Source organism: Methylobacterium sp. C33D, from assembly GCF_053345825.1.
The window spans coordinates 1-3,633 of record NZ_JBKFAV010000086.1; the positions used below are offsets into that span (position 1 = coordinate 1).

7 protein-coding genes and 1 pseudogene are annotated in these 3,633 nt (G+C 69.0%); 3 read left to right on the forward strand and 5 right to left on the reverse strand.

Annotated features, from left to right (window positions below):
* Nucleotides 1–44: 44 nt before the first annotated feature.
* Nucleotides 45–410: a hypothetical protein gene (locus ACLBXO_RS31365; RefSeq protein WP_447687864.1), complete on the reverse strand. Its 366-nt coding sequence runs from the start codon at nt 408–410 to the stop codon at nt 45–47.
* A 3-nt stretch (nt 411–413) separates the two neighbouring features.
* On the opposite strand from ACLBXO_RS31365, the gene ACLBXO_RS31370 reads away from it, so the two are divergent.
* Nucleotides 414–548 carry a hypothetical protein gene (locus ACLBXO_RS31370; protein ID WP_447687868.1) on the forward strand — a complete coding sequence of 45 codons (135 nt, stop codon included), beginning with the start codon at nt 414–416 and terminating at the stop codon, nt 546–548.
* Between the two features lie 43 nt (nt 549–591).
* On the opposite strand, the pseudogene ACLBXO_RS31375 reads toward ACLBXO_RS31370, so the two are convergent.
* The 4 genes and pseudogenes from ACLBXO_RS31375 to ACLBXO_RS31390 form a co-directional block, all read right to left on the reverse strand.
* Nucleotides 592–1,158: pseudogene (locus ACLBXO_RS31375) on the reverse strand (transposase family protein); the annotation flags it as partial.
* Between the two features lie 39 nt (nt 1,159–1,197).
* Nucleotides 1,198–1,989: an IS66 family transposase gene (locus ACLBXO_RS31380; protein WP_447687865.1), complete on the reverse strand. Its 792-nt coding sequence runs from the start codon at nt 1,987–1,989 to the stop codon at nt 1,198–1,200.
* A gap of 45 nt (nt 1,990–2,034) precedes the next feature.
* Complete coding sequence (gene tnpB / locus ACLBXO_RS31385) at nt 2,035–2,382, reverse strand: IS66 family insertion sequence element accessory protein TnpB (RefSeq protein WP_024827170.1); 348 nt, start codon at nt 2,380–2,382, stop codon at nt 2,035–2,037.
* A gap of 169 nt (nt 2,383–2,551) precedes the next feature.
* Nucleotides 2,552–2,767 carry a transposase gene (locus tag ACLBXO_RS31390; protein ID WP_447687866.1) on the reverse strand — a complete coding sequence of 72 codons (216 nt, stop codon included), beginning with the start codon at nt 2,765–2,767 and terminating at the stop codon, nt 2,552–2,554.
* A 142-nt stretch (nt 2,768–2,909) separates the two neighbouring features.
* Between ACLBXO_RS31390 and tnpA the strand changes: the two genes are divergently transcribed.
* Nucleotides 2,910–3,317 carry an IS66-like element accessory protein TnpA gene (tnpA, locus tag ACLBXO_RS31395; protein WP_234082708.1) on the forward strand — a complete coding sequence of 136 codons (408 nt, stop codon included), beginning with the start codon at nt 2,910–2,912 and terminating at the stop codon, nt 3,315–3,317.
* Nucleotides 3,314–3,553 carry an IS66 family insertion sequence element accessory protein TnpB gene (tnpB, locus tag ACLBXO_RS31400; RefSeq protein ID WP_447687867.1) on the forward strand — a complete coding sequence of 80 codons (240 nt, stop codon included), beginning with the start codon at nt 3,314–3,316 and terminating at the stop codon, nt 3,551–3,553. Before tnpA ends, tnpB (ACLBXO_RS31400) begins: the two co-directional genes overlap by 4 nt.
* Nucleotides 3,554–3,633 lie beyond the last annotated feature (80 nt).

The window sequence follows — 3,633 nt, forward strand, 5'->3', positions numbered from 1 at the left end:
GGACGGAGGTGATCACCTCGACGCGTTCGGCGCGGGGCGGGTCGTTAGAACTCACCATACGGTCGGTCATAGGCACACACTTCCATAAGCGTGAGCCCCTGTCCGGTCATTTTGGGGGCTACTTCATCGAGGATCGTCGACACGGTGCGGCGTCGCCGCCAGGAGGGCGGCGCGTCCTGGCGCAGCCAGACCCGCACCGTCTTGCGATCGAGATCCAGAGCCCGAGCCATGCCGGCCACCGAGGCGCCGCCCTCGGACAGCCGCTTGAGCTCGGAGTACCGAGCCCGACGCAGCGCGTGCGTCGCCCGCTTCCGAACCTCGATCGCCGTCGGCGGACGCGTGGCTTCCTTCGCATCCTGCGCTGCCTCGACCTCCTGATCGATGAGCGCACGACCGACGGCGCGGATCACGCCATGATGATGGGCGACGATCGCACGCAGGGCGACGCTGAGGTTACGCAGCAGGTGAAAACGATCGAGGACATGCTGGGCCTGCGGCGCGCCCGCGCGGGCGCCCTCGGCGAAGACGTCGGCGGTCGCGAGCGATGACCTCGATGCCCGGATGGGCGCGCAGCCACGCGGCGACGCTCTCGGCGTCCCGGTCGGGCAGGAGATCGAGGACGGTGTGACGTTCGAGGTCGACGAGCATGGTGCCGTAGCTGCGCCCGCGCCGCCAGGCCCACTCGTCGATGCCGACGATGCCGGGCTCGGGCTGTGTTGGCAGAGGCGCCGCACGCACGAGGCGCACGAGGGTATCGCCACTCACGGGCATCGCGAGACGATGCGCCATACGGGCGGCGGGTGCACCACCGAGGGCGAGACCGAGATGACGCTGGAGCACGCGCAGCCGCTCGGATCGGCGGGCGTGAGCGACAGCGACGTCACCGACGCTCTGGCTGAAGGTCCGCCGCGGGCAGGCTGGGTTCGCACAGCGGAAGCGTCGCAGCCGGAGGCGCAGGCGGACGGACCGCCCCTGCCAAGGCAAATCGGCGAGGGTGCGCTCGCAGTGACCGTGCTTGCGGCCCGCGGACGATCGACAGGTGGGACAGCAGGTCGGGCCCGGATGGGGTACGACGCGCACGATGAGCGGGTCGGTCGCCGGCTCGATGCCGACGACGGTCAGGCCATCGGGCACGAGGGGCAGGATACGGCGGGGCATGGCGTCTTCCGGAAAGCCGATCTCCGGAGATGGGGCACGTCACGCTGGCCGGCCCACTTCGCCACACGAAGTGCGGAAGAACCAGACTTCGGCGCCCGTTGACACAGCCCCTCGAACATGGGCCTCGATCCGGGTGACCAGGGGCGACAGGGCGGTGGTCACCGCTCCGACCCAGCCGGCCAGCGTCGAGACGTCGATCGGTACGCCCTCGTGGGCGAAGCGCTGGCTCTGGCGATGCAGCGGCAGGTGCAGGCCGAACTTGGCCATCATCACCTCGGCCAGAAGGTTCGGGCCCGCGCGTCTGCGCGGGATCGGATGGAACGGGGCCGGAGCCTGCGCGATCGTCTCGCAGTCGCTGCACGAGAAGCGCTCGCGTACGTGCTGGATCACGACCCAGCGCGCCGGGATCCGCTCCAGGGTCTCGGTGACGTCCTCGCCGAGGTGACGAAGGCGCGCTCCGCCGCAACAGGCGCAGGTCGTCGGGCCGGGATGGACGACGCGCTCGCGCGGCAGGTGCTCGGGTAGAGGCCGGCGGGCGGGCTTGCGCCGCGAGGAAGCCGCACCGGAGAGCGCTTCGGGCTCGGCGGCCGCCTGCGCTCGGGTCTCGGCCAGCGTCTCCTCCAGATCCTCCAGGACGAGTTCGAGCTGGTCGATCCGGGCGCTGCGCTCCGAGGAGGTCCCGAACCGTTCTCGCCGCCGCCGGGCGACCTCCAGCTTTAGCCGTTCGACCGCGATCTCCGAGGCGAGCCGGGCCGCCCGCTCGGCCAGGATCATGGCATGGGCGGCGGCGAGATCCGTGGGAAGCGGCGGGGGCTCGGGCGCGTTCGGCACGCTTGAGAGAAGAGCATATTCTTCAAGCGCTGTAACGCGTTATCCTCAGCCGAGAGCGCTCGGACGCCAGCTCTCTTGCGGCATCCGCCAGTCGATACCCGAGAGCAGGTAGCCGAGTTGCGCCGTCGAGATCGTCACGGCTCCGTCCGCCACCGAGGGCCACAGGAAACGGCCGCGGTCGAGCCGCTTCGTGTAGAGGCACGCGCCCTGGCCATCGTGCCAGATCACCTTGATCAGGTCGCCGCGCCGTCCGCGGAACACGAACAGATGCCCGCCATGGGGATCGCGCTTGAGCGTCTCCTGGACGATCAGGCCGAGACTGGAAAAGCCCTTGCGCATGTCGGTGTGGCCGGTGGCCAGCCACACCCGCACGTTGGCCGGCAGTGGGATCATCGGCCCTCCAGGGCGTCGAGCACCCGCCGAAGCGCCGCGGCATCGACGTCGGAGCCGACCCGAACGCGCCGGCCTCTGCCGAGATCGATCTCGATCACTCCGCCGGAGCGACGGCAGCGGTTGTGCGCTCGACTAGGCTCGACCGTCATCGCGGCGGACGTGGGAGTGATCACGAGGGGACCAGCGCTGGCGTGGGAGCACCAACACGCTCGCACAGCAACTTGCGCCAGCGGAACAGCTGACTGACGTGGAGACCGGCCCGGCGGGCGACATCCGAGGTCGACACACCCGGTTCAAACGAAGCGGCGACCAACCGCTCCTTCTCCGCCCGCGTCCAGCGTCGACGCCGCTCGGCTCTCACCAGTTCGATACCCGCCTGGGTCATGCTCAAGGTCCTAGGATTACTCCTATGACCTCAGCCTCAACCGTAAGCGCTTTCTGGGCGGCACCTTCTGGCAGGCGGTGTGAAGGCGACATACGGAGCGGAATGGGAGCTCTGTCACATGTCGATGTCAGGGCGTATGGCTATGTCGGAGCCGATCCGGCGCCTGGAGCTGTTCACCGGGGCCGGCCGACGGCGGACGTGGTCGGATGAGGACAAGGCCGCCATCGTCGCCGAGAGTGATGGGCCGGGCACCTCGATCAGCGCGGTGGCACGCCGGCATGGATTGAGCGCCTCGCAGCTGTTCACGTGGCGGCGCCTGATGCGTCAGGCTGAGAGGCACGAAGATCAGCGCCCATTGCAGTTCGTGCCGGCCGTGCTGAGTGTGGGCCCGCAGGAGCCGACGTCTGCCGAGCTGAGCCCAGAGCTGGGGAAGCGATGCGGCTGGCACAGCATTGAAGTTGAGATCGCAGGCGCCACGGTCCGCATCGCTCAGGGCGCGAGCGCGGCTCAGATCGCGGTGGTGATCCAGGCGCTGAAGGCTTGCCCATGATCGGACCGTCCGGCCCGGTGCGCGTGATGCTGGCCACCCGGCCGGTGGACTTCCGCAAGGGCATGGACGGGCTGGCCGTTCTGGTCCGGGACGCGATGGGCGCGGATCCGTTCTCCGGCACGGTCTATGTGTTCCGGTCAAAACGCGCCGACCGGGTGAAGCTCCTGGTCTGGGATGGAAGCGGGCTGGTTGATCCTCCCTCGGCATCGCGGACACCTCTGATACGCTCATGCTGAGCGGGGAATGTGTCGGATGGCGAAGACGAGACGAGAGTTCACGCCCGAGTTTAAACGCGAAGCGGTCGCCCTGCTGGAGA